The organism is Serratia sp. JSRIV001 (genome assembly GCF_019968745.1).
Classification (GTDB): Bacteria; Pseudomonadota; Gammaproteobacteria; order Enterobacterales; family Enterobacteriaceae; genus Chania; species Chania fonticola_B.
The window spans coordinates 3,541,673-3,566,213 of the sequence record NZ_CP074147.1 but is presented as its reverse complement, the minus strand read 5'-3'; the positions used below and the strand labels follow the sequence as shown (position 1 = coordinate 3,566,213).

Here is a 24,541-nt window from a genome sequence, read left to right as displayed (position 1 = left end):
AAGTCCAGGATGACCAACATGAAAAAAACCACCTCTGTATCGCATGACGCGGTATTTAAAAAGTTCCTCACTAACCCAGACACGGCCAGAGACTTTCTGGAGTTACATCTGCCGTCGGTCTTGCTGCAATATTGCGATTTGAGTACGCTAAAACTTGAATCCGGCAGTTTTATCGAAAGCAATCTGCGAGCCAGTTACTCTGACGTGCTCTACTCATTACGTACTGAGAGGGGAGACGCGTATGTATACGTTTTGATCGAACACCAAAGCAGCCCTGATAAGCATATGGCATTTCGTTTAATACGTTATGCGATCGCTGCAATGCAACGCCACCTTGATACGGGTCACGATCAACTTCCCCTAGTGATCCCAACCCTGTTTTATCACGGCCAGGTGACGCCTTATCCCTATTCGATGAGCTGGCTGGAAGAATTCAGTGAACCTGATTTGGCCAGGCAGCTTTATGCTGGACATTTCCCATTGGTTGACGTCACCGTCATACCGGACGATGACATCATGCAGCACCGCCGTATGGCTACCTTGGAACTGCTGCAAAAACACGTGCGCCAGCGTGACCTATTCGAAATAAAGGAACGACTGGTCACATTATTATCGTTTGGGTACACTACCAATGAGCAACTGATCTCGTTGGTGAACTACATGTTGCAGGTGGGGAACACGACCGAACCGGATAAGCTGATCCGTGAGTTGGCCCGTCGTACGCCACGGCACGAGGAGGAATTGATGACCATTGCAGAATATCTCGAGCAAAAAGGCTTCAAGAAAGGCATGGAGCAAGGTATCGAACAAGGTATTGAGAAGGGTATGGAGCAGGCACGGGCAGCCGTCTTGAACATTGCGAGTGCCATGCTGGCCGATGGCTTTGACCGTGCTGTAGTGATGAAATTAACCGGCCTTTCCGCAGACGATTTGGCACAACTTCACCACTAACATCTGTGGGAAATTGCCGGTGTTAGTTTGGTTGATCGTGTTCAAACCCCAATCTTACGGCCCAGCAGGCTCCCCGCACGGGACTGACCATCGGGGCCGTACAGCGATTTATTCTGCTTGTTTAAAATCGCCAGCGCCTGCGTATTGTGCTCAATATGGTGATTGAGCAGCATGCCGTTATGGTGATTCTGTTCGCGCAGTTGCAGGCTTTGCTGTTGCACTTGCTGCCAGCGGGACGCCAACTGCGGTTGGCCCTCATAAGGTGCTTGGCAGTGTTGCAGCCGTTCCATCTCCAGCCGCTGTTGGTCCAGATAATTGACCGTCGCCAGCAGTTGGCTTTTAGCATCTGTCACGCGCTGCAAAGCCACGCCAGCCAAAGTTTTCGAGCACAGTAAAGCGTGCTCTTCCGTCTGCACCGTGCCTAACGCCTGCAAGGTGTCCAGCAGCTTATCCAGCAATTGTGCCAGGTTTTCCATATCAATGACTCACCCTTGGTGTTAACCCCGATCGGCGCCGGACTGCCATTCGCTTTGCACGTCTTGTAACAAGGCATCGGCAATCTTGCCGGTATCCATCTTCAATTCGCCGTTGCGGATCGCCTGCTTGATGCTTTCCACTCGCTCCATATTGATATCTTGGCTGCCCGGCTGCATCAGGCGGGCCTGTGCATCACTCAGCTTAACCTGGGTACCGCTGACCGAGGTTTCCGCCGTGACTTTTTTGCGCGCCTGAACTGCGTTGTCTGACTGTGTTTCTCGCGGCTGTACCGTGGGCACGGGTTGCAACCGTTGGGTACGATCGATACTCATGTTCAATCTCCATCTGTACCACCGTCGCCTAGGCAACGGGGAGTTCAAATCTGTGGCCCTGGTGGCCGGATAAGTGCTGCTATGACTTTGTTATCGACAAGTATTGGCAAAGCTTTATTTTTTTATAAAGTAATACGAATTGTGCCATCAACATTGGCAATGCCGCTAACAATTTGCCCGGAGACCATGCGTACGCGCACGCTGTCTTCGGCGGCGGCGTTGGTCATCGCTTTCCCAGCACCGCTGATATTAAACCCATCACCCTGCGCCAACACCTGTACCGTTTGCCCGGCCTTGACCGCCCAGGCCCGTCTTAGCATGACCGTATTCAACGGCTGCCCAGGGCTGATATTGCGCAGGCTGACGGCACCGATCGCCTTGGCGTTATCGGTCAGGGTACGTGGCGGCAGGGTGTCTAATCGGCCGGTTTTCAGCTTGATATCATCTGCAGTGAGTTTGCTGCCCGCACTGATCCCCCGTGCGGCCACCAGATAATGCCCCATCAGTTGCACCTGTGCCTGAATGAAACGCCGCTCCTGGCCACAACGGGCCGAGATGCTGATGTTACCCCAGCGGCGAGCATTCTGAGGCATCGAAAGCTGCGGCAATTCGCACTGCGGCCAACGGCTTGCTGGCGTGCGCACCAACACTTTGACGTCGGTCACGTTGGCACTGGTGGCAAATTGGGACTTGATAAAGCTCTCCACCTGTCCGTCCAGGCCCTCGGCGTGCGCGTTCAGGCCGATCAGCAAGCCGACCAACAGCAGGATCCTTTTCATATTTTGCCTCACAGACGCAGCGACCACAGGGGAACAAGTGTAACCGTTACGCGCGCAGGCTAAGCAGACAAATAGCGACGCATTTTGCCCTTATTCCCACGATAGGCTGACAGATAGGGCGTTTATGCTGTCGGCTCCAAATTCTAACCTCGCGGAGGGAGCATGCTCGACAAATTAGACGCTGCTCTGCGTTTTGGCCAGGAGGCGCTGAACCTGCGCGCCCAGCGGCAGGAAATCCTGGCGGCCAACATCGCCAACGCAGATACGCCGGGCTATCAGGCTCGTGATATCGATTTCGCCAGCCAACTGAACAAGGTCATGGCGCAGGGGCGCGTCAACGGCAGCGGCGTGGCGCTGAATCTGACCTCGGCACGCCATATCCCGGCGCAGAATATGCAGCCACCGTCGCTGGATCTCCTGTTCCGCGTGCCGGATCAGCCTTCCCTGGACGGCAACACGGTGGATATGGACCGTGAACGCACCAACTTTGCCGATAACAGCCTGAAATATCAAACCGACCTGACGCTGTTGAACGGCCAGATCAAAGGCATGATGTCCGTGCTGCAAGGAGGATAATTCCCATGTCGTTATTGAATATTTTTGATATTTCCGGCTCGGCCCTGTCTGCACAATCCCAACGTCTGAACGTCAGCGCCAGCAATATGGCCAACGCCGACAGCGCCACCGGCCCGGACGGACAGCCTTATCGGGCCAAACAGGTGGTGTTTGAGGTTGCAGCAGCTCCGGGCCAGTCGACCGGTGGCGTGCGTGTCGCTCAGGTGGTTGACGATCCCTCACCGGAGCGTTTGGTGTTTCAGCCGGGCAACCCGCTGGCGGATGCCAAAGGCTATGTGCGGATGCCCAACGTCGATGTTGTCGGGGAAATGGTCAACACCATTTCGGCCTCGCGCAGCTATCAGGCCAACGTCGAAGTGTTGAATACCACCAAATCCATGTTGATGAAAACCCTGACGCTGGGTCAGTAACCGGAGCTTTTATTTATGGCCATTGCCGCCACCACCAATGAATCACTCGACAACAGCATCGCCGGTGCCAACGCCAAGAATGGCGTGAATGGTAACAGCGCCAGCCAGGACTTGAACAAAAACTTCCTGACGCTGTTGGTGGCCCAGTTGAAAAACCAGGACCCCACCAACCCGATGCAAAACAACGAACTGACAACCCAACTGGCTCAAATCAACACGGTTAGTGGGATCGAGAAGCTCAACACCACGCTGGGGTCGATCTCCGGCCAGATTAGCGGCAACCAGTCAATCCAGGCCAGTTCGCTGATTGGCCACGGTGTGATGGTGCCGGGCAAGGAGATCCTGGTGGGTAATGACGCTGGCAAGGTCAGCACCACGCCGTTTGGCATCGAGCTGGAACGCACTGCCGATGCGGTGACGGCGACCATCAGCGATGCCACCGGCAAAGTGGTTCGTACCATCGATCTGGGCGGGCTAACCGCCGGTGTGCACTCCTTCTCCTGGGACGGTTCGCTGGAAGATGGCACCAATGCGCCCGACGGTTCTTACACCGTGGCGATCAACGCCAAAAACGGCGGTGAGCAGTTGGTGGCGCAACCACTGCGTTTCGCCATGGTTAACGGCGTCACGCGCGGAACGGACGGGGCAAAACTGGATCTGGGCGTGGCGGGGACTTCAACGCTGGATGACGTGCGCCTGATCCTGTCCAAACTGGGTTCGTCAAACTAAGCGCAGTGATTTTCCACGTCGGCTATGGATCCCTCGATCCTGAAGACACCTTTTTAAATGACCTATTTCGGAGAACGACATGGCTTTTTCTCAAGCGGTCAGCGGTTTAAACGCGGCTGCAACCAACCTGGATGTGATTGGTAACAACATCGCCAACTCCGCCACCTACGGCTTCAAATCCGGCAGCGTATCCTTTGCCGATATGTTTGCCGGCTCGCAGGTCGGGCTAGGGGTGAAAGTGGCGGGGATCACCCAGAACTTCAACGGTGGTACTACCACCAACACCAACCGGGCAATGGATATCGCCATCAGCCAGAACGGCTTCTTCCGTATGCAAGACGCCGATGGCGGCATCTTCTATACGCGTAATGGGCAGTTCATCATGGATGCCAACCGCAACATCACCAACATGCAAGGGTTGAGCCTGACCGGCTACCCGGCGGCTGGCTCGCCGCCCACCATCCAGCAGGGGGCCGATCCGGTACCGCTGAGCATTCCTGAAGGGATGATGAACGCCAAAGCCAGCACCAGCGGCAATATGGTGGCCAACCTGAAATCGACCCATAAGCCACCGGCGGTGACGCCGTTCGATCCCAACAAGACCGACTCGTTTAACTACGTCAACACCATTACCACCTACGACACCCTAGGCAATGCACACAACATCAACGCCTACTTTGTAAAAACGGCTGATAACAAGTGGGACGTTTACACTCAGGACGGCAGCGTGCCGGGTGCTCCGTCTGCCAAAGCGGGCAGCCTGAACTTTGATAACAGCGGTACGCTGACCGGCACGTTGAAGCCAGATGGCACTCCAAGCGCCACGCCATTCAACCTGGTCGTGCCAATGTCGGCTAAAGACGGCGCGCTGGCGCAAAACTTTAACCTGAGCTTTGCCGGTAGCCTGCAACAGAACGTCGGCAGTGACTCTGTCAGCAAGATTTCCCAGGACGGCTACGCCACCGGGGAATACCAAGGTTTCCAGATCAACAAAGATGGCACCGTGGTCGGGGTATACAACAACCAGCAGACCCAACTGCTGGGGCAGATCGTGTTGACCAACTTCTCCAACCCGGAAGGGCTGGCCGCACAGGGCGATAACGTCTGGAAGGAGACCGGTGCTTCAGGTCAGCCACGCGTGGGCCTGGCGGGCGGTGGCGGTTTCGGTTCACTGACCAGCGGCGCGCTGGAGTCTTCCAACGTCGATCTGAGTCAGGAACTGGTGAACATGATCGTCGCGCAGCGTAACTACCAGTCAAACGCGCAAACCATCAAAACCCAGGATTCGATCCTGCAAACGCTGGTCAGCCTGCGCTAATAGGATTGATTTATGGATCACGCGATTTATACCGCGATGGGGGGGGCCCGGCAGACGCTGGAGCAGCAGTCGGTCACGGCCAACAACCTGGCCAACGCCTCCACTCCTGGGTTCCGCGCACAGCTTTCGGCGCTGCGTGCGGTGCCGGTTGATGGGCCAAGCATGCAGACGCGCACGCTGGTGGCTGCGTCGACGCCTGGGGCAGACATGAGCCAAGGGCCGCTGAACTACACCGGGCGGCCACTGGATGTGGCATTGCAGCAGGACGGGTTTCTGGCGCTAAGGCTGCCGGACGGCACCGAAGCCTACAGCCGTAACGGCAGCATCCAGATCTCCTCCACCGGGCAGTTGATGGTGCAGGGCGTGCCGCTGATGGGCGATGGCGGGCCGATCGAAGCCCCGCCGCAGGCAGAGCTGACGCTGGCGGCGGACGGCACCATCTCGGCGTTAAATCCGGGCGATCCGCCTAACACCATTTCCCAGATTGGCCGCCTGAAGCTGGTGAAGGCCGATGCTCGGGAAGTGGTGCGCGGGGACGACGGCCTGTTCCATCTGACTGCCGAGGCTCAGCAGCAGCGTGGTAACCAACTACCGAACGATCCCGATGTGCGGATCATGCCGGGAGTGTTGGAGGGCAGCAACGTCAAACCGCTGGAGACGATGGTGGATATGATCGCCAACGCCCGCCGGTTCGAAATGCAAATGAAGGTCATCCACAGCGTGGATGAAAACGCACAGCGCGCCAACTCATTGCTGTCAATGAGCTGAGTGCAGAGGAATAAATCATGATCCCATCCTTATGGATTGCCAAAACCGGTCTGGATGCGCAGCAGACCAATATGGACGTGATCGCCAACAACCTGGCGAACGTCAGTACCAACGGGTTTAAACGCCAACGTGCGGTGTTTGAAGATCTGCTATACCAGACCATGCGTCAGCCCGGGGCTCAGTCTTCCGAGCAAACCACGCTGCCTTCCGGTTTGCAGATTGGTACCGGCGTACGTCCGGTGGCGACCGAGCGCATCCACAGCCAGGGCAACCTGTCGCAGACCAACAACAGCAAAGACGTGGCGATCAAGGGGCAGGGCTTCTTCCAGGTGGTATTGCCGGATGGCACCCAGGCCTATACCCGCGATGGTTCATTCCAGATCGATCAGAATGGCCAGTTGGTGACCGCCAGTGGTTTTCAGGTGCAACCGGCGATCACCATTCCGGCCAACGCCCTGAGCATTACCGTGGGCCGTGATGGCATCGTCAGCGTGACCCAGCAGGGCCAGACGGCGGCGCAGCAGGTCGGGCAACTGACGTTGACCACCTTTATCAACGATAGCGGTCTGGAAAGCATGGGGGAAAACCTGTACCAGGAAACCGAAAGCTCCGGTGCGCCTAACGAAAGTACCCCTGGCCTCAACGGGGCAGGCCTGTTGTATCAGGGTTATGTTGAAACCTCTAACGTCAACGTGGCGGAAGAGTTGGTCAACATGATCCAGACCCAGCGCGCCTATGAGATCAACAGCAAAGCGGTATCAACGTCTGACCAGATGCTGCAAAAGCTGACGCAACTGTAATCGACGGGCGCAGCGTGCTGCGCCCGTAATCCTTATCCTGAGCAACAAAGGCGATACCCGTGGTAACCACCTTTTTAGCGGCCAGCGTGCCGCAGCAAGGCAAACGCGTCCTGGCCGGGCTGCTGATGCTGACAGTCGGCGGCTGTGCCTATATTCCGCATACCCCCCTGGTTGACGGAGCTACCACGGCTCAGCCCGCTCCGGCAGGCGCTCCGGTGCCGAACGGTTCGATTTTCCAGACGGTACAGCCGATGAACTACGGCTATCAGCCGCTGTTTGAAGATCGTCGCCCGCGTAATATCGGCGACACCCTGACCATCGTGCTGCAAGAAAACGTCAGTGCCAGCAAGAGTTCATCCGCCAACGCCAGCCGCAATGGGGCCAGCAAATTTGGCGTAGCCACTTCACCACGTTATCTCGACGGGCTGCTCGGTAACGCGCGCGCCGACATGGATATCTCCGGCGACAGCACCTTCGGCGGCAAGGGCGGGGCCAACGCCAACAACACCTTTAACGGCACCATTACCGTCACGGTCAATCAGGTCTTGGCCAACGGCAACCTGCACGTGGTGGGCGAAAAGCAAATTGCCATCAATCAGGGCACCGAGTTCATCCGTTTTTCCGGTGTGGTTAACCCCCGCACCATCAGTGGCAATAACTCGGTCACGTCCACCCAGGTGGCGGATGCGCGTATTGAATACGTCGGTAACGGCTATATCAATGAAGCGCAGACCATGGGGTGGCTACAGCGCTTCTTCTTAAATGTTTCACCGTTCTAAGGATTGACCGATGTTGAAAAAGTTACTTCTCACACTGTCCATGATGCTGGTTTGCCTGCCCGCGACGGCGGAACGCATCCGCGATCTGGTGACGGTACAGGGTGTACGTGACAACGCGTTGATTGGCTACGGCCTGGTCGTGGGGTTGGACGGCTCTGGCGATCAGACCATGCAAACCCCGTTTACCACCCAGAGCCTGAGCAACATGCTATCGCAACTGGGGATCACCGTGCCGCCAGGCACCAACATGCAGTTGAAAAACGTGGCGGCGGTGATGGTAACCGCCAAGCTACCGCCGTTTTCCCGTGCGGGGCAGCACATCGACGTGGTGGTGTCCTCAATGGGTAACGCCAAAAGCCTGCGTGGCGGGACACTGCTGATGACGCCGCTCAAAGGCGTTGATAATCAGGTTTATGCGTTGGCACAGGGTAACGTGTTGGTCGGCGGGGCCGGTGCGTCCTCCGGGGGCAGCAGCGTGCAGGTCAATCAGTTGGCCGGTGGGCGTATCAGCAACGGCGCTTCCATCGAACGTGAATTGCCTACCACCTTCGGCCAGGATGGCGTGATCAACCTGCAACTGAACGACGATGATTTCACCCTGGCACAACAGATCAGTGATGCTATCAACCGCCAGCGCGGGGGCGGCACAGCCTCTCCGCTCGATTCCCGTACCGTGCAGGTGCTGGTGCCACGCGGCAATAGTTCGCAAGTGCGCTTCCTGGCGGATATCCAGAATATCAGCATTAACGTTGGGGCAATGGATGCCAAAGTGATCATCAACTCCCGTACCGGCTCGGTAGTAATGAACCGCGATGTGGTGCTGGATTCCTGCGCAGTAGCACAGGGGAACCTGTCTGTGGTGGTCGATCGGCAAAACACCGTCAGCCAGCCGGATACGCCATTCGGCGGTGGCCAGACCGTGGTGACGCCGAATACCCAGATTTCCGTGCAGCAGCAGGGCGGTTCACTGCAAAAAGTGAACGCTAGCGCCAACCTCAATAACGTAGTTCGCGCGTTGAATGCGCTGGGGGCGACGCCGATCGACCTGATGTCTATCTTGCAGGCAATGCAGAGCGCTGGCTGCCTGCGTGCCAAACTGGAAATTATCTGATGAGCAGCGATCTGATGGCCATGTCGGGTGCGGCCTATGACACCCAGTCGCTGAACGGCTTGAAGCGCGATGTTGCCGCCGATCCGCAGGGCAATATCAAACAGGTTGCCCAGCAGGTGGAAGGAATGTTCGTGCAGATGATGCTGAAAAGCATGCGTGCGGCGTTGCCGCAGGACGGCGTGTTGAGCAGCGATCAGACGCGGCTGTATACCTCGATGTACGATCAGCAGATCGCCCAACAGATGTCGCAGAAAGGTCTGGGGCTGGCGGACATGATGGTCAAGCAGCTCTCCGCCGGAAACAGCCGCCCAAGCGAAACCGCAGGGACGGTGCCGATGGCGCTGGACAACGAAGTGTTGCAGACCTTGCCGCGTCAGGCATTGGAACAGATGGTACGCCGGGCGGTGCCAAAAATACCTTCGGCGCCTCCCTTGCCGCTGAGCAATGGCAACTTTGTCGCGCAGCTGTCTATTCCAGCACGGGTTGCCAGCCAGCAAAGCGGTATTCCGCACCAGCTGATCATGGCGCAGGCCGCGCTGGAGTCTGGCTGGGGGCAACGCGAGATCCCCGCGGCGGATGGTTCACGCAGTTACAACCTGTTTGGTATCAAGGCCGGTAGCAGTTGGGACGGCCCGGTGACGGAAATCACCACTACCGAGTTCGAGGAAGGGGTGGCGAAGAAGGTCAAGGCCCGCTTCCGCGTCTATGGCTCCTATATGGAAGCGATTGGGGATTACGTCAAATTGCTGACCAACAACCCGCGCTACGCCAACGTTGCCAGTGCCAGCAGTCCCGAGCAGGCGGCGCATGCGCTGCAAAAGGCCGGTTATGCTACCGATCCGCTGTATGCCAAAAAGCTGGTCAGCATGATCCAGCAGATGAAAAGCGCTGGGGAACAGGTAACCAAAGCCTATACCCACGATTTGCAGGATCTGTTTTAGTGGCTCCTCACCCCAACCCTCTCCCACAGGGAGAGGGAGTTGATAGCCCCAGCGCTTTTGGAAGTAAATCGGTGATTTCAACAAACTCGAATGCCTCCTTTCCCACAGGGAGAGGGAGCTGATAGCCCCAGTGCTTTTGGAAGTAAATCGATAATCTCAACAAACTCGAGTGCCTGTTTAGCCAAGGTGAGTCACTACTATTTTCCTCAAGTTTTCTCCATCGTGGCCGATAACCCAAGCAGGCTGGATGGCAACGCCCGGCACAATTTTTGACCTCTGTGGGCCGCTGGCACCGCAGCATAAGGAACCTCTATGTCCAACAGCTTAATCAATACCGCGATGAGTGGCCTGAATGCGGCGCAGGTTGCGCTTAGCACCGTCAGTAACAACATTTCCAACTACAACGTGGCGGGCTATAACCGCCAGACCGCGATCCTGGCGCAAAACGGCGGCCTGGGCACCATGAACGGATTTATCGGCAACGGAGCCACCGTGACTACGGTCAATCGCGAGTATAACCAGTTCATCATGACCCAGCTGCGCGGAGCGCAAAGCGAAGCTTCGGCTCAGAGCAGCTACTTCGAAAAAGTCTCCCAGATCGATAACCTGCTGGCGTCTAAAACCAACACCCTGGCATCGGGGATGGAAGATTTCTTCAAAAACCTGCAAAACGTCGTCAGCAATGCCGGGGATGACGCTGCCCGCCAGACCGTGTTAGGCAAGGCCAACGGCCTGGTGAATCAGTTCAACAATGCGGACAAGTATCTGCGCGATATGGATGCGGGCGTCAACCAGCAACTGAGCGACAGCGCCAACCAGATCAATACTTACAGCCAGCAGATCGCCCGCCTGAATAACGAAATCACCCAGGTGCGGGCCAGCAGCGGCGGCAGCGAGCCGAACGCCTTGCTGGATCAGCGCGATCAGTTGGTGACGGAGCTTAACAAGGTGGTCGGCGTTCAGGTCACCCAGCAGGACGGTGATGCCTATACCGTGACCTTCGCCAACGGCCTGACGCTGGTGCAGGGCAACTCCTCCTATCAGGTGACGGCGATGCCTTCCAGCAAAGACCCGTCCCGCCTGACGCTCGGTTACGATCGCGGCAATGGCGCCAGCGAAATTCCGGAAAGCCAGATTGGCAGCGGTAGCGTCAGCGGCGTGCTGAAGTTCCGTAGTGAATCACTGGATGGCGCACGTAACCAGTTGGGGCAACTGGCCCTGGCGCTGGCCGATAGCTTTAACCAGCAGCATCGCGAAGGCTTTGATATCAACGGCGATCCGGGTGAAGATTTCTTCAGCTTCTCAGGTGGGCGTACGGTTAACAATACCAACAACACCGGCAATGCCTCGCTGTCGGTCTCCTTTACCGATACCAGCAAGGTCAAGGCCAGTGACTATCGCATGGAGTTTGACGGTGCCAACTGGCAGGTTACGCGCCTGTCCGACAACGTCAAAGTACCTGCCACCGCAGGCACCGATGCGGATGGCAAACCGACGCTGAGCTTTGATGGCCTGCAGGTCGGCGTGACGGGCAACGCGAAAAAGAACGACAGCTTTACCGTGAAACCGGTTAGCGATGTAGCTGGTACCCTGAAGGTTGCTATCAGCGACTCGGCCAAGTTTGCTGCCGCAGGAACGGAAGATGGCGGTAAGGGCGATAACGACAACGTCAAGAAACTGCTCGATCTGCAAACCGCCAAAGTGGTGGAGGGTAAAGCAACCTTGAGCGGCGCCTATGCCGGATTGGTCAGCAGCGTGGGTAACCAGACCGCTACCGCCAAAGTCAACGCCACCGCACAAACCAATATTGTGACCCAATTGCAAACCCAACAGCAGTCCATTTCCGGGGTTAACCTGGACGAAGAGTATGGCGAACTGCTGCGTTTCCAACAGTATTACATGGCCAATGCGCAGGTGATCCAGACCGCCAGCTCGTTGTTTGACGCCATACTGAATATTCGTTGATTTTACCGTTAACCGCAGCCGGTATGCCGGCTGTGGATGCCCTTAGTGAGGAACCTAACCCATGCGCATGAGCACCAGCATGATCTACCAGCAGAATCTGTCGGGGGTCACCAATAATCAGTCTCTGTGGATGCAGTCCGGGCAGCAGCTTTCCAGCGGCAAGCGCGTGCTTTACCCTTCGGACGATCCGTTAGCGGCGTCACAGGCGGTGATGATCTCGCAGTCGATGTCAGAAAACAGCCAGTACGCGTTGGCGCGCACCTTTGCCCGTCAGAACATCTCGATGGAAGAAACCGTGCTGCGTAGCGCCGCCGATGGCATCAAGGACATGAAAGCGCTGATCGTCAATGCCGGTGACGGCACAATCAGCGACAATGACCGTGATTCTTTGGCCACCCAGTTGCAGGGGCTGAAGGATCAGCTACTCAGCCAGGCCAACAGCACCGACGGTAACGGCCGTTTTATTTTTGCCGGCTTTGCCAATGATAAAGCCCCGTTTGTCGAGCAGGGTGGCAAGGTGGTTTACCAGGGCAGCAGCTCGGCCATTGAGCAGAAAGTGGACGCCAACCGCACCATGACCGTGGGCCACACCGGCAGCTCGATATTTATGTCGCTGACCAGCAATATCAAACCGGAACCGGACGGCAGCCCTTCCGAAGCGAACGTGTTCGAGAGCATCGATATGGCGTTGAAAGCGTTGAAGACCCCTCTGCAGGGGGCCGATGAGGCTACCCGTGAGCAGGTGACGGCGGCGCTCGATAAGGCAACCCGTGGCCTGGATAACAGCTATAACAACGTGCTGAGCACCAGTGCAGTGTTGGGGACTCAGCTGCAGGAGTTGGACGTGTTGGACAGCATCGGCATCGAAAACAATACGGCTAACAAAAATCAGCTGACCGCGTTGGTTGAGGCGGATGTGGTGGAGGCGATCTCGTCTTACTACATGCAACAGGCGGCTTTGCAGGCATCGTATAAGACCTTTAGCGATATGCAGGGTATGTCATTATTCCAAATAAACCGATAAGAAATAGTTATTCACGCTTGTAGGGCACTGCGCCCTATAACGTGGATATAGAGCGCAGCACCGTTTTTACACAGCCTGATTTAACGGCGGGAAACGTCAGGATATTCAGGCTGGATAAGTGATTTTACTATTTTTAACGCTACGCATTAAAAACAGATTATTTTTTCTTTTTGGCTACGGTCCAAATCTTGCCGCAGGCTGACGGCGTAATCTGAACGCGGTTGGTTACCCAATGCGCCATACCCAAGGCTCTGCGTGCTTTCCTGTTGGTTTTCGTCTTCATTCCGTGCTCCTGGCCGTATTGAGATAAGTCAGTTGAGAAAAATAAAATACCGTAGCCCGAAGGCTCCGTTGTTTTATTTTCTTGGTTATCCATTTTTTAATAAATCGCCAACCAAAAATAATGGCTTTGGTCCGTATTTTTATACGGCGTGGGATTTATTTAATGAGGCCATTCTAAGGGGGGTATTTTATTATTCAAGCCCGGCAGAATAATCGCCGCTAAATCTGGTTAATTTCGCTTTTTCAACTTTTTATCTCGGAAAATATCTTTCCCTGCTAGTTTGTCTCGCGGGTAACCTCGGGATTAAGGGGACATACCGCCGATCACCGTCGCCAGCCGATCGAAAAACTCACCGAACAGGTGTTCGCAGAAGGGGGCCAGCATCGGCATCATCATGCCAAGGGTCAACATGCCGATGGTTAACGTAACCGGGAAACCGATCACAAACACCGAAAGCTGCGGGGTAACGCGGTTGAGCAGGCCAAGCGCCAGGTTCAGCGTCAGCAGCAGGCAGATCAGCGGCAGCGCCAGCATCATACCGTTAATGAAGATCAGCGTTCCTGCCTGGGTCAGCGCCAGGAAACCGTTGCCGTTCAGCGGCCGTGCCTGGATCGGCAGGGTATGGAAGCTGTCTGCCAGCAGCGAGATCAGCCACAGGTGACCATCGAAGCTGAGGAATAATAACATCGCCAGCAGGTTCAGCAGGCGCGCCAGCAGTGGCGTATTGGGGCCGCCAGAGGGATCGAAGAAGGTGGCAAAGGACAGCCCCATCTGCATGCCGATCACCTCACCCGCCAGGCGCACAGCTGCAAAGGCGAACTGCATTGTTAAACCGATCGCCACGCCGATCAGGATCTGCTGCACGGCCAGCCACAGGCCGGTGACAGAAAACAGCGGGATATTGCTGGTGGGCAGCGTAGGGGCGATCAGCAATACGATCAGACCGCCCAAGCCAATTTTCACCCGCTTGGAGATCTGCTTTTCGCTGAACAGCGGGGCGGTGCTAATCAGCGCCAGGACGCGCAGCAGAGGCCAGAAGAACTGGCTGAGCCAGACGCTGAGTTGGGCGCTGTCAAAGGTTAGCATGGTTAGCCGATCAGGTTCGGCAGGTTGCTGAACAGCATGCGCATGTAGTCCAATAGCAGATTGAGCATCCACGGCCCGGCAACGATCAGGGTGGCGACCACGGAGAGAATTTTGGGAATGAACGACAGCGTCATTTCGTTAATCTGCGTGGCGGCCTGCAACAGGCTGACGATCAGCCCGCTGAACAGCGCGGCTAGCAGCAGTGGGGCGGCCAGCGCCAGCGCCACTTTCATCGCTTCCGTACCCAGCGCCATTACCGATTCAGGTGTCATCTTTTTGCTCCAATAGAGGGGAGGGGGTCTGCTAGCTGTAAAAACTCTGCGCCAGCGATCCCAACAGCAACTGCCAACCATCCACCAGCACAAACAACATCAGTTTGAACGGTAGCGAGATGGTCGCGGGCGGTACCATCATCATCCCCAGCGCCATCAGCACGCTGGCCACCACCAGGTCGATGATCAGGAACGGAATAAATACGGTAAAACCAATCTGGAAGGCAGTTTTCAGCTCACTGGTGACATAGGCGGGCAACAGAATACGCATCGGGACGGCCTCCGGACCTTCCAACGCGGGCAGGTTAGCTAGCCTGGCGTACAGGGCGAGATCGCTTTCCCGCGTCTGGCGCAGCATAAACTCACGTAGCGGCTGCGAACCTTTGTCGATCGCTACCTCCATGCTGATCTTGTCCTGGCTGAACGGCAGGTAGGCATCCTGATATACCTTGTCGAACACCGGTGACATGATAAAGAAGGTCAAAAACAGTGCCAGCCCCAGCATTACCTGATTGGGCGGTGCCGATGGGGTGCCGAGGGCGTTACGCAGCAGCCCCAGCACGATGATGATGCGGGTAAAGCTGGTCATCATCAGTAGCATCGCGGGCAGGAAGCTGAGTGAGGTGATCAGTACCAGCGTCTGCACCGGCAGCGTCCAGCTTTGGCCGCCGTTGGCCGTAGGTTGGCTAATCAGCCCCGGCAACTGTGCCAAAGCGGCAGGGCTGAGCAGTAGCAGGCCTGCGGCCAGCAGCGGGCCAAAAGCCCGGCGGTGGGAGAATGGATTCATGCCGATTTATCCGGGCGTTTTAAGACGTTTTGCATCAGTTGGCGGAAATCTGCCGGTGACTTGTGATCGGTTGCTTCCTGAGTCGGTGGCGCGGACAGGGTGTGCAACGGGGTGATTTGCTGAGCCGTAACGCCCAGCACCAGCCAGGTGTTATCCACTTCAACCACCACCACCCGTTCGCGTTGGCCAACCTGACAGCTGGCACGCAGGTTGAGCAATTTTTGATTGCCACGGGCCTGCGGGGCAAAGCCCAACCGACGAAACAGCCAGCCAGCGAGCAGGATCAGCAGCAAAATAGCGCCGAGCGCGCTGCTGACCTGCATCAATACCGAGCCGGTGGGCAGCGCCGTACCGGCGGGCTGCTGAGTGCTTTGTGTCTGCACGCTGGCGTTGGGGTTCATTAGCGGCTCAGGCGGCGCATGCGCTCGGAAGGCGTGATGATATCGGTGATGCGTACGCCGAACTTGTCGCCGACCACCACCACTTCGCCCTGGGCGATGAGATAGCCGTTAATCAGGATATCCAAGGGTTCACCGGCCAGACCATCCAACGCCACCACCGAGCCTTGCGACAGGCGCAGCAGCTCTTTGATGGTCATCTTGGTGCGGCCCAGCTCCACGGTCAGCTTGACCGGAATATCCAGGATCAGATCGATATCTTGCAGGCTACCCAACGCATCCTGAGCTTCCAGCGATTTGAATACGCCCTCGGTAGAGGCGGATTTTTCGGTCGCCTGTTGCTCGTTAAACGCATCAGCCCACAGATCGTCTACGGAGTCCTTCTCTTCGCCAGACGGTTGTTTAGGATCACTCATTGGGCCGTTCCTCACTCAGGGCATTCAAAATAGGGTTAATCAAATGTTCAACACGCAGGGCGTACTGCCCGTTCAAGGTGCCGTATTGGCTGGTCAAGACCGGGACGCCGTCAACATGGGCGATCAGGCGCTCCGGTTTATCGATCGGTAACACGTCGCCTGGCTGGAGTTTCAGCACTTTCGACAGGCGCATCGGGATATCGACAAAGTTGGCTATCAGCTCCAGTTCGGAGTGCTGAACCTGTTTCACCAGCGTTTCTCGCCACTGGCTGTCTTCCTGGCGGGAGTTCTCCACCGGTGGGTTAGTCAGCAACTCGCGCAGTGGCTCGATCATGGCGAATGGAATACAGATATTAAATTCACCGCTCAGCGCCCCGATCTCCACCTGGAACGGCGTGGTTACCACGATATCGTTGGGAGAGGTGGTGATATTGGTGAACTTGACCTGCATTTCGGCACGTACGTATTCCACATCGATCTTGTAGATGGCGCTCCAGGCATCGCCATAGGCGTCCAGCGCCAAGCGCAGCATGCGTTTGATCACCCGCTGTTCGGTTGGCGTAAATTCCCGGCCCTCGACCTTGGTAGGAAAACGGCCATCGCCACCGAACAGGTTATCCACGGCGATAAACACCAGGCTGGGGGCAAACACAAACAGCGCCGTGCCGCGCAATGGATTCAGGTGGACCAGGTTCAGGTTGGTCGGCACCGGCAGGTTGCGGGCAAACTCATGGTATGGCTGGATCTTGATCGCCCCGACGGTAATATCCGGGCTACGGCGCAACAGGTTAAACAGCCCCATGCGAAACTGACGGGCAAAACGCTCGTTAATGATCTCCAGCGCTTGCAGGCGCTCACGCACCACGCGCCGTTGGGTGGTGGGATCGTAAGGTTTGACCTCGCTTTCATGACCGATGACGGCGGCGGGTTCATCCCCCGCGCTGTCGCCATTGAGCAGTGCGTCGATCTCGGCCTGTGAAAGAATATTGTCGCCCATGGTTTATTACCGCAGTATGAAGGCAGTGAACAGCACATCGCTGACCACTTGCTTCGGTTGTCCCGTCACCAGCGGTGGGCTGAGCACGTCTTTAATCTGTGCCACCAGTTGCTGTTTCCCTTGCTCGTTGGCCAGTTGGCTTGCTTCCTGTCGTGAAAGCAGCATTAGCAGACGGCTACGCACTTCCGGCAGAAAATCGTTCAACCGGCGGCGTGTTTCTTCATCTGGCAGGCGCAGCGTCAGGCCGATATACAACACGCGGTCCAGGTTGTTATCCGGCGTCACCAGATTGACGGTAAAGGTATCCAATGGCATAAACACCGGGGCCGGAGGCGGCTGCTTTTTTTCCTCGGCGGCGGGTTGACCGTTCTTATGCTGCTGCATCAACCACCAGCTGTAGCCTGCGGCACCACATGCGCCCAAGGCGATCAGTACCAGCAGGATCACCAGTATTGGGCGTTTTTTTGTTGCTGCTGTTGGAAGGGAGTTCTGAGACATTACTAAGCCAAATCCTGTTCTCTGCGTGCTGACAAGCTGCACGCAATACATGTAATTCCATTATCCCGCTTATTCTGGGCTGCAATAGCCAGAATAGGCGGGGAAAAGCGTGCCAGCTTGAGCGTTTGCACGCCGTCAGGCGAAAATATCAACGCCGTCGACCGAGCGGGCCATCGCCTGCAGCGCTGCTGGGGCGCTCAGGGCTTCAACGCCGGTTTCCGCGCTGCCGTGTTGTTCACGGTAAGAAGGCTGCCCGCCTTGGTGAGAGGCCTGCTGCTGTGACTGTTGCGGCTGTGGCAGTGACTCACCGCCAACGCTGCTCTGGCCAAGGTTGATACCACTTTCCGCCAGCGCATGGCGTAGATGGGGCAGCGCGGCTTCCACCGCCGCACGAACCTGGCCGTGTGCCGAGGCGATATGCAACTGGGCCTGGTTATCGTCGAGCTTCAGCGTGATTTGCAAGGCACCCAGTTCCTGCGGATGTAGGCGTAACTCGGCGCTCTGCTGGCCGTTGCGGTGGAACATCAGCACCTGCTGACTCAGTGCCTGTTGCCATTCCTGGCTGCCGAGTTGAGCGTTCAACTGTGGCGTTGCCGGTGCGCTCACCGTCGCGCTGACGGGTTGGCTGGCGATCACCGGGCTGGAAACTGGCGCAGGGGCTGCGTGCTGTGGCGTTGCAGAAGATTGCGCCGATTCAGCCGCCAGTTTCAGTGGAGTGGTGCCGCTATCCTGATTGTTATCGGTCTGAGAAGACAGTACTGACGACGCGTCAGTTTTGGCGGCCAAGGCGGATTTATCGTCTGCGTTCGGCTGCGATTTTGACGCTGGCAGGCCAGCAGTGGATAACGCTGGTTTTTCGCTCAGGGTGGCTAACAGTGATGCGGTTCCCGTCAGCGGCGCTTCGTCCCCGCTTGGCTCAGCGGCGGTTGCGACCCCATTTCCTGATAACGGTTGCACTACGGCGGCAGGCAGCATGGCAAACAGAGCCTGCAAGCTGGCCGCATCCAAAGTATCTACAGGGTGCAGCGGCTGTTCGTCATCGCGCTGGGTTAACCGGGTTTGGCTATCGTCTGCCGTATCCAGTTCCTGCGGAGCGGCCAGCAAACGGCCACGATCGCTGAGCGAGGTCAGCAATTGGTTAAGCTGTTGGCGGCTGAGGGTTGAGATTTGTGGATCTTCGGCCAGTAGCTGGGCCACGTTCGGCTTGCCTTTCAGTTGACCTTCAGGCATGAAGCGCTCGCCGAGCAGTTGAGCAAAGCTGGCAGACAGTCCGGCATCATCCAACGACAGCGCGGTAAGGCCAGTCTCCGTGCCATCAGCTGTCGCGGGCAAACCAGAGAGAACGTTGAGGTTCATGGGTTTAGATTCCTTTGTGAACTGCGTTGAGCGAACTCATCCATCAGTTTTTGGTCACGCTTGTTTTCCAGCATCAGTTCGGCGCTGAGGGCACGGGTGTTGAGCGTTTCAAAAGCGTTCAGCCGCTGCTGTTTGTCCTGCCACTGTTTGACCGCCCGTTCTACCTTCTCGCTCCACTGGAGCAACTGCTGGCGATGCTGGCTGATGGCCTGCTCGAGCGTGCCGATAAACTGCTGGTAGTTTTGCCAACTGGCGGAACCCATGCCGCTAGACAGGGTGTTGTTCAGCTTTTGCCGATACTCATCCTGGTAGTTGAGCAGCATGGCAAGCTGTTGCTCCGCCGCCTGTTGCGCCTGACGTGCCTGGCCGAGGTGCTGTGCGGCCTGTTCTACGGCATCCTGCGCCAGATCGCGCAGGATAATCAGCGGTGACTGTGGTTTCATGGTGCTCAGGCTCCGTGGTTAAACAATCAGTTGCTGCAACTGTTGGCAGGCATCGTCGTAGCCGCTGCGTTCGAAAATGCCCTGTTGCAGATAGGCTTCCATCTGCGGATACAGCGTCATGGCCTTGTCCAGCAGCGGATCGCTGCCTGCGGCGTAGGCTCCTACACTGATCAGATCGCGGTTACGTTGGTAACTGGCCAACATCTGTTTGAAGTTACGTACCCGCCGGTAATGCTCCTCATCGATCAGCGAGGTCATGGCACGGCTGATCGACGCTTCAATATCGATGGCAGGGTAGTGGCCCGCTTCCGCCAGGCGCCGGGAGAGCACCACATGGCCATCAAGGATGGCGCGTGCCGAATCGGCAATCGGGTCTTGCTGGTCATCACCTTCGGTCAACACGGTATAAAACGCGGTGATGGAACCGCCGCCGCTGATGCCGTTACCGGCACGCTCTACCAGCGCGGGTAGTTTGGCGAATACCGAAGGCGGATAGCCTTTGGTAGCCGGGGGTTCGCCGATTGCCAGGGCGATTTCACGTTGCGCCATGGCGTAACGGGTCAGGGAATCCATAATCAGCAGTACGTGTTGGCCCCGATCGCGGAAATCCTCGGCGATACGGGTGGCATAGGCGGCGCCTTGCATGCGTAGCAGCGGCGAAACGTCTGCCGGTGCAGCGATTACCACCGAACGGGCGCGCCCCTCGGTGCCGAGGATGTTTTCGATAAAGTCTTTCACTTCGCGGCCACGTTCGCCGATCAGCCCAACGACGATCACGTCGGCTTGGGTATACCGCGCCATCATCCCGAGCAGCACGCTTTTACCCACGCCAGAACCAGCGAACAGGCCCATGCGCTGGCCGCGGCCCACGGTGAGCAGTCCGTTAATGGTACGCACGCCCACGTCGAGTACCTGTTCGATCGGGGTGCGCTGCAACGGGTTGAACGGGGCGGTGATCAGCGGTGCACGGTAGCCGGTATCTGGTGCTGGCAGACCATCGAGCGGTTTGGCACCGCCGTCGAGCACCCGGCCAAGCAATGCCGGGCCAAGGGGTAACTGTTTGCTGGCGCTTTGTCCTTCGGGGGAGACGCGAGCATAGACCCGAGCGCCGGGCACGATGCCGTCGACCTCTTCCAGCGGCATCAGAAACAGCCGTTGGCCGTTAAAACCGACCACCTCGCTTTCTACCTCCTGCACCACACCGCTGTCATGGCGTTCGATCAGGCAGGTGGCCCCCAGCGGTAACTGCAAACCGGTGGCTTCCAGTACCAGCCCGGTAGCTCGCGTCAGACGGCCATAGCGGCGCACCGCGGGCGCACGGGCAATGCGTTTTTCCAGACTGTCCAGCGAGTTCAGCCAACGGCCGAGACGAACGGTCATCACAGCTCTCCCGGTGCGGCCAGACGGCACAGTTCATGCCAGCGGGTGGCCAGGCTGGCATCCAGATCGCCTTCTTCTGCGCTGACCTTGCAGCCGCCTGGATGTAACTGTCCGTCGGCCAGCAGCCGCCAGCCGTGCAGGCTGAGTGTCATGCCAAGCTGCTGCTCTACCCGTTCGTAATCATCCGGGTGTACGCGCAACTGAGGTTTGCCGCTGAACATCGGTTCTTGCTGGATCAACTGTTGGATCTGGCCGAGCAGGGCGGTGCCATCGCACACTGGCGCTTGGCCGATGACCTGTTTGGCCGCCGTCAGGGCCAACTGCATCAGGCGCGAGGCAATCACGCTGTCGAGCGCGTCCAGCGTGTGCTGGAACTCGGTGACCAACTGCTGCCAATGTTCGGTGATCGGTTGCTGCTGCTGTTGGCCCGCCAGAATGCCTTGCTGACGGCCTTCCTCCAGCCCGGCCTGGAAACCGGCGTCATAGCCTTTCTGCTGGCCCTCGGCAAAGCCTTGTTGCTGACCTTGCTGTTGGGCCTGCAAACGCAGCATCTCCAGCCGTTGCTGTTCGTTGATGCTGTCATCCTGCGGGATGACGATCACTTCAGGCGGGCTTTCCGGTTCCAGCACCGGTTTGGGATCTGCCAGATCGTTAAGCGCCCAGGGCTGCCAGGGCAGGGTGTTGAGGCGATCAGACATAGGTGTCCTCGCCACCGCCGATGATCATTTCGCCGGTTTCTGCCAGGCGGCGTACCACCAACAGGATAGCCTTCTGTTCGTTCTCCACCTGCGACATCCGCACCGGGCCACGGTTGGCCAGATCGTCGCGCAGGATATCGGCGGCACGTTGCGACATGTTCTTGAGGAACTTCTCGCGCAGCGGCTGTTCGGCCCCTTTCAAGGCGATCAACAGGGATTCGCTTTCCACGTCCTGCAACAGGCGCTGGATGCTGCGATCGTCCACTTCGACCAGGTTTTCGAACAGGAACATTTCGTCGATGATCTTCTGCGCCAGCTCGCCGTCGTAGTCACGCATGGCACCAATAACCGCCTCTTCCTGCTGGGTTTTCATCAGGTTGATAATCTCGGCGGCGGTACGGACACCCCCCATTTTGCTGCGCTTGAGGTTCTGGCCGTCCAGCAGATTGTTCAGCACTTCGGTCAGCTCTGCCAGGGCGTCTGGCTGTACACCGCCGAAGGTGGCGATACGCAGCATCACGTCGTTGCGCAGGCGCTCCTCGAACTGTGCCAGGATATCCGCCGCCTGGCCGCGCTTGAGGTGAACCAGGATGGTGGCAATGATCTGCGGGTGTTCGTCGCGGATCAGATCGGCCGCGCTCTGCGGCTCCATAAAGTTGAGCGTTTCCATGCCGGAGGTGTCTTCGCGTGATTCGAGAATATCCTCCAGCAGGCTGCTGGCACGTTCTTCACCCAAGGCTTTTACCAGCACCGAGCGTAGGTAGTCGCTGGCATTGACGCTCAGCGCGGCATACTGTTCGGCATCGTCTTCAAACTCTCTGAGGACCTCCCCCAACTGTTTGTGGGACACCTGGCGCATACTGGCCATGGTGCCACTCAACTGCTGCACTTCCCGTGACGAGAGGTGCTTGAAGACTTCGGCGGCGCGATCTTCACCCAGCGTCATCAGCAGGATGGCGCTCTTTTCGGTACCTGTCAGACTCATAGTTCGTTACTCATCCATTGACGGATCACCAGGGCCACCACGCGTGGATCTTTATCTGCCAGTTCGCGGATCCGCTGGCCCTGGACTTCAGCATTGACGCGCTGCTGTGATTTCTTGTGCAGCGCCTGCTCTTCATGACTTGGCTTGTTCACCTCAGCCGGGCGAGTGGCTGGCGTATTGGCAGCGGCCACTGCAGCTTGTTGCGCCACCTGACGGCTTTGCAGCTGCGGACGAACCAGCTTGCGCCACAAAATCCAGGCCACCAGCAGCACCAGCAAATAGCGGCCTGCGTTGAACAACCGATCGATAAACGACTGTGACTGCCAGAAAGGCAACTCGCCGCCGGTCTGCTCTACATCGTTGAACTGGGTGTTGACCACGTTAAGCGTATCGCCACGGCTGCTGGAGTAACCCATCGCTTCACGGACCAGCGACTCCACCTGAGCCAGCTGTTCTTTGCTCATCGGCTGTGGTTTACCGTCTTTATCGGTACCCAGGGTGTTGAGCACCACGGCGACCGACAGGCGTTCCACCGAACCAGCCTTGTGCTGGGTATGACGAATGGTGCGATCCACCTCGTAGTTGGTGGTTTCATCACGGCGACTGTTTTGCGCTACGTTACCGCTAGCCCCGGTACGCGTGCTGTTATTGGCATTGCTTGCCGTGGCAGGGGTATTTGTATTGCCCGCCGCCGTAGTTTTTGGTGTTTCTATCGGTGCAGTCGGCGCTGCACTTGGCTGGTTGGAAAGGGCACCCGGTACGCCGCCGATCTGTTGCCCGCCGTTCTGTTCACTCTGGCTGAGCTGTCTGGAGCGTATTGCTGATTTATCCGGCTGTTGGTTGGGCTGGTACTGTTCGTCGGTTTGCTCGCGGGTGGAGAAATCGATTTGTGCCGTTACCTGTGCACGCACGTTCGCGCTGCCGACAATCGGTGCCAGAATAGCTTCAATACGGCGCTGATAGCGGTTCTCAACCTCATTGGCGTACTTCAACTGTGCGGCATTGAGATCGCGTCCGGTGCCGTCAGATTGGGTCAGCAGGCGGCCAGCCTGATCGACCACCGTGACGTTGCCCGGCGGCAAACCGGCCACGCTGCTGGATACCATATACACCACGGCATTGATCTGGCCGTCGTCTAACGTGCGGCCAGGTTGCAGCGTGAGCGTCACGGAAGCTGAGGGGTTCTTTTGTTCGCGTACAAACAGCGAAGGCTTAGGCAGTGCCAGATGCACACGGGCATTCTGTACCGGCCCCAGGGATTCGATAGTGCGTGACAGTTCGCCTTCCAGCGCGCGCTGGTAGTTGATCTGTTCGCTGAACTGGCTGATGCCGAATTTTTCCTGATCCAGCAGTTCAAAGCCGACGGCACCTCCCTTGGGCAGCCCCTGCTGCGCCAGACGCAGGCGGGTTTCATGCACCTTCTCCGCCGGGATCATCAACGCCGAGCCGTTCTCGGTAAAGCGATAGGGGATGTTCATCTGCGTGAGTTGCGTGACGATAGCGCCGCCGTCACGATCGTTGAGATTGCTGTACAGCACGCGGTAATCCGGGCTTTTGGCCCATAGCATCAGCGCAACCACGATGGCGATCGCCGCTGAGGCCGCGATCAGCAGTGGAATTTTAGGGTTGGCACGCAAGCGATTCCATAGGGCCAGCAGGCCGTTATCACGGCTTTCACCATTCATGCTGGTACCCACTCTGGCGGGTTCGAGGTATGGCTAGCGTTGTTGTGTGATGACAAAACAGACTCCCTGAATACACAGTTCTTTACGGCCTAACAAAAGCGCCCCCATTTTTGGGCATGCCATTATTTGCTCTAGGGGCAAGTTTTGATGGCCCGATAAACCGGTGTTTTTGCAGTTAATTAGCCGCTTTAACCGGAAAGCACTGTGGTAGGGTGTGCAGCATCGGGATCATGCAGGCGAATGAAGGCGCGGTTTTCCCGCCGTTTTTCAGGCCAGCGCTTGAAATCCATAGGGTAT

General features: G+C 57.4%; 29 protein-coding genes. 12 read left to right on the top strand and 17 right to left on the bottom strand.

Annotated elements, in window-relative coordinates:
- Positions 1 to 9: 9 nt before the first annotated feature.
- Positions 10 to 951, top strand: coding sequence for an Rpn family recombination-promoting nuclease/putative transposase (locus KGP17_RS16545; RefSeq protein WP_371822037.1), 942 nt, complete (start codon positions 10 to 12; stop codon positions 949 to 951).
- Positions 952 to 992: 41 nt separating this feature from the next.
- Here KGP17_RS16545 and KGP17_RS16540 read toward each other — a convergent pair whose 3' ends face one another.
- From KGP17_RS16540 to flgA, 3 genes are all read right to left on the bottom strand, one after another.
- Positions 993 to 1,427: a flagella synthesis protein FlgN gene (locus tag KGP17_RS16540; RefSeq protein WP_021805718.1), complete on the bottom strand. Its 435-nt coding sequence runs from the start codon at positions 1,425 to 1,427 to the stop codon at positions 993 to 995.
- A 21-nt stretch (positions 1,428 to 1,448) separates the two neighbouring features.
- Entirely contained in the window at positions 1,449 to 1,760 is a 312-nt protein-coding gene (gene flgM / locus KGP17_RS16535) for a flagellar biosynthesis anti-sigma factor FlgM (RefSeq protein WP_021805717.1), read from the bottom strand.
- A 122-nt stretch (positions 1,761 to 1,882) separates the two neighbouring features.
- Entirely contained in the window at positions 1,883 to 2,539 is a 657-nt protein-coding gene (flgA, locus tag KGP17_RS16530) for a flagellar basal body P-ring formation chaperone FlgA (RefSeq protein WP_021805716.1), read from the bottom strand.
- A 162-nt stretch (positions 2,540 to 2,701) separates the two neighbouring features.
- Between flgA and flgB the strand changes: the two genes are divergently transcribed.
- The 11 genes from flgB to flgL all read left to right on the top strand — a co-directional run bounded on the left by flgB (position 2,702) and on the right by flgL (position 12,960).
- Positions 2,702 to 3,115 carry a flagellar basal body rod protein FlgB gene (flgB, locus tag KGP17_RS16525; RefSeq protein ID WP_021180938.1) on the top strand — a complete coding sequence of 138 codons (414 nt, stop codon included), beginning with the start codon at positions 2,702 to 2,704 and terminating at the stop codon, positions 3,113 to 3,115.
- Between the two features lie 5 nt (positions 3,116 to 3,120).
- On the top strand, positions 3,121 to 3,525 hold the full coding sequence (gene flgC / locus KGP17_RS16520) for a flagellar basal body rod protein FlgC (RefSeq protein ID WP_021180939.1): 405 nt from the start codon (positions 3,121 to 3,123) through the stop codon (positions 3,523 to 3,525).
- A gap of 15 nt (positions 3,526 to 3,540) precedes the next feature.
- Entirely contained in the window at positions 3,541 to 4,254 is a 714-nt protein-coding gene (gene flgD / locus KGP17_RS16515; RefSeq protein WP_021805715.1) for a flagellar hook assembly protein FlgD, read from the top strand.
- Between the two features lie 79 nt (positions 4,255 to 4,333).
- Entirely contained in the window at positions 4,334 to 5,572 is a 1,239-nt protein-coding gene (gene flgE / locus KGP17_RS16510) for a flagellar hook protein FlgE (protein WP_021805714.1), read from the top strand.
- A gap of 12 nt (positions 5,573 to 5,584) precedes the next feature.
- On the top strand, positions 5,585 to 6,340 hold the full coding sequence (locus KGP17_RS16505) for a flagellar basal body rod protein FlgF (RefSeq protein WP_021180942.1): 756 nt from the start codon (positions 5,585 to 5,587) through the stop codon (positions 6,338 to 6,340).
- A 17-nt stretch (positions 6,341 to 6,357) separates the two neighbouring features.
- Positions 6,358 to 7,140, top strand: a complete 783-nt coding sequence (gene flgG / locus KGP17_RS16500; RefSeq protein WP_021180943.1) for a flagellar basal-body rod protein FlgG — start codon at positions 6,358 to 6,360, stop codon at positions 7,138 to 7,140.
- A gap of 125 nt (positions 7,141 to 7,265) precedes the next feature.
- The gene (locus KGP17_RS16495) at positions 7,266 to 7,919 is read left to right on the top strand and encodes a flagellar basal body L-ring protein FlgH (RefSeq protein ID WP_051363709.1); all 654 of its coding nucleotides are present in this window, start codon (positions 7,266 to 7,268) and stop codon (positions 7,917 to 7,919) included.
- A 10-nt stretch (positions 7,920 to 7,929) separates the two neighbouring features.
- Entirely contained in the window at positions 7,930 to 9,030 is a 1,101-nt protein-coding gene (locus KGP17_RS16490) for a flagellar basal body P-ring protein FlgI (protein WP_223497992.1), read from the top strand.
- Positions 9,030 to 9,971 carry a flagellar assembly peptidoglycan hydrolase FlgJ gene (gene flgJ, locus KGP17_RS16485; protein WP_021805712.1) on the top strand — a complete coding sequence of 314 codons (942 nt, stop codon included), beginning with the start codon at positions 9,030 to 9,032 and terminating at the stop codon, positions 9,969 to 9,971. The genes KGP17_RS16490 and flgJ overlap by 1 nt, the downstream gene beginning before the upstream one ends.
- Positions 9,972 to 10,283: 312 nt before the next feature.
- A complete protein-coding gene (gene flgK, locus KGP17_RS16480) occupies positions 10,284 to 11,936 on the top strand; it encodes a flagellar hook-associated protein FlgK (protein ID WP_223497991.1) in 1,653 nt (550 codons plus the stop codon).
- Between the two features lie 61 nt (positions 11,937 to 11,997).
- Positions 11,998 to 12,960, top strand: a complete 963-nt coding sequence (gene flgL / locus KGP17_RS16475) for a flagellar hook-associated protein FlgL (protein ID WP_223497990.1) — start codon at positions 11,998 to 12,000, stop codon at positions 12,958 to 12,960.
- 157 nt (positions 12,961 to 13,117) lie between these two features.
- Here flgL and sra read toward each other — a convergent pair whose 3' ends face one another.
- The 14 genes from sra to fliF all read right to left on the bottom strand — a co-directional run bounded on the left by sra (position 13,118) and on the right by fliF (position 24,244).
- A complete protein-coding gene (gene sra, locus KGP17_RS16470) occupies positions 13,118 to 13,336 on the bottom strand; it encodes a stationary-phase-induced ribosome-associated protein (protein WP_141234381.1) in 219 nt (72 codons plus the stop codon).
- Positions 13,337 to 13,546: 210 nt separating this feature from the next.
- On the bottom strand, positions 13,547 to 14,329 hold the full coding sequence (fliR, locus tag KGP17_RS16465) for a flagellar biosynthetic protein FliR (RefSeq protein WP_021805709.1): 783 nt from the start codon (positions 14,327 to 14,329) through the stop codon (positions 13,547 to 13,549).
- A gap of 2 nt (positions 14,330 to 14,331) precedes the next feature.
- Positions 14,332 to 14,601 (bottom strand): flagellar biosynthesis protein FliQ, encoded by a 270-nt coding sequence (fliQ, locus tag KGP17_RS16460; RefSeq protein WP_021180950.1) that lies wholly within the window; start codon positions 14,599 to 14,601, stop codon positions 14,332 to 14,334.
- A gap of 31 nt (positions 14,602 to 14,632) precedes the next feature.
- Entirely contained in the window at positions 14,633 to 15,388 is a 756-nt protein-coding gene (fliP, locus tag KGP17_RS16455; protein WP_021180951.1) for a flagellar type III secretion system pore protein FliP, read from the bottom strand.
- Complete coding sequence (gene fliO / locus KGP17_RS16450) at positions 15,385 to 15,789, bottom strand: flagellar biosynthetic protein FliO (RefSeq protein ID WP_059201112.1); 405 nt, start codon at positions 15,787 to 15,789, stop codon at positions 15,385 to 15,387. Before fliO ends, fliP begins: the two co-directional genes overlap by 4 nt.
- The gene (gene fliN / locus KGP17_RS16445; RefSeq protein ID WP_021180953.1) at positions 15,789 to 16,202 is read right to left on the bottom strand and encodes a flagellar motor switch protein FliN; all 414 of its coding nucleotides are present in this window, start codon (positions 16,200 to 16,202) and stop codon (positions 15,789 to 15,791) included. The genes fliO and fliN overlap by 1 nt, the downstream gene beginning before the upstream one ends.
- Positions 16,195 to 17,199 carry a flagellar motor switch protein FliM gene (gene fliM, locus KGP17_RS16440; protein WP_021180954.1) on the bottom strand — a complete coding sequence of 335 codons (1,005 nt, stop codon included), beginning with the start codon at positions 17,197 to 17,199 and terminating at the stop codon, positions 16,195 to 16,197. Before fliM ends, fliN begins: the two co-directional genes overlap by 8 nt.
- Positions 17,200 to 17,205: 6 nt before the next feature.
- The gene (fliL, locus tag KGP17_RS16435; RefSeq protein ID WP_021180955.1) at positions 17,206 to 17,697 is read right to left on the bottom strand and encodes a flagellar basal body-associated protein FliL; all 492 of its coding nucleotides are present in this window, start codon (positions 17,695 to 17,697) and stop codon (positions 17,206 to 17,208) included.
- Positions 17,698 to 17,832: 135 nt separating this feature from the next.
- Positions 17,833 to 19,053, bottom strand: a complete 1,221-nt coding sequence (locus tag KGP17_RS16430) for a flagellar hook-length control protein FliK (protein WP_223497989.1) — start codon at positions 19,051 to 19,053, stop codon at positions 17,833 to 17,835.
- Positions 19,050 to 19,496, bottom strand: coding sequence for a flagellar export protein FliJ (gene fliJ / locus KGP17_RS16425; RefSeq protein WP_021180957.1), 447 nt, complete (start codon positions 19,494 to 19,496; stop codon positions 19,050 to 19,052). Before fliJ ends, KGP17_RS16430 begins: the two co-directional genes overlap by 4 nt.
- Positions 19,497 to 19,514: 18 nt before the next feature.
- On the bottom strand, positions 19,515 to 20,876 hold the full coding sequence (gene fliI, locus KGP17_RS16420) for a flagellar protein export ATPase FliI (RefSeq protein ID WP_021805706.1): 1,362 nt from the start codon (positions 20,874 to 20,876) through the stop codon (positions 19,515 to 19,517).
- A complete protein-coding gene (gene fliH, locus KGP17_RS16415) occupies positions 20,876 to 21,574 on the bottom strand; it encodes a flagellar assembly protein FliH (protein WP_223497988.1) in 699 nt (232 codons plus the stop codon). The genes fliI and fliH overlap by 1 nt, the downstream gene beginning before the upstream one ends.
- Positions 21,567 to 22,559, bottom strand: a complete 993-nt coding sequence (fliG, locus tag KGP17_RS16410; RefSeq protein WP_021180960.1) for a flagellar motor switch protein FliG — start codon at positions 22,557 to 22,559, stop codon at positions 21,567 to 21,569. The genes fliH and fliG overlap by 8 nt, the downstream gene beginning before the upstream one ends.
- Complete coding sequence (gene fliF / locus KGP17_RS16405; RefSeq protein WP_181817483.1) at positions 22,556 to 24,244, bottom strand: flagellar basal-body MS-ring/collar protein FliF; 1,689 nt, start codon at positions 24,242 to 24,244, stop codon at positions 22,556 to 22,558. The genes fliG and fliF overlap by 4 nt, the downstream gene beginning before the upstream one ends.
- Positions 24,245 to 24,541 lie beyond the last annotated feature (297 nt).